We start from the raw sequence: 422 nt of genomic DNA on the forward strand, positions 1-422 counted from the left end.
GCGCGTACCGCCGAGCGTGCCAAGTTCGACTTCTTCTTCCTCGCCGAGGGCCTGCGGCTGCGTGAACAGGCGGGCCGTATCCACGACTTGGACGTGGTGGGCAGACCCGACACTTTTACGGTGCTGGCGGCGCTCGCCGCGGTGACGGACCGGCTGGGTCTGGCCGGGACGATCAACTCGACGTTCAACGAGCCGTACGAGGTGGCGCGGCAGTTCGCTTCGCTGGACCATCTGTCGGGTGGGCGTGCGGCGTGGAATGTGGTGACGTCGTGGGACGAGTTCACCGGGGAGAACTTCCGGCGGGGCGGCTTTCTGGCGCGGGAGGACCGGTACGAGCGGGCGCGGCAGTTCCTGACGGCGGTGAACGCGCTGCTGGATTCCTGGCGCGGCGACGAGATCGTCGCGGACCGGGCGTCGGGGAC

The 422-nt window shown here is 69.2% G+C and carries 1 protein-coding gene; it reads left to right on the forward strand.

Annotated elements, in window-relative coordinates; genetic code table 11:
* Window positions 1-422: LLM class flavin-dependent oxidoreductase (locus tag HCN08_RS34575; protein WP_167987351.1), on the forward strand; the 422-nt coding region annotated here is incomplete at both ends.

Source organism: Actinacidiphila epipremni (genome assembly GCF_012034175.1).
GTDB lineage: Bacteria > Actinomycetota > Actinomycetes > Streptomycetales > Streptomycetaceae > Actinacidiphila > Actinacidiphila epipremni.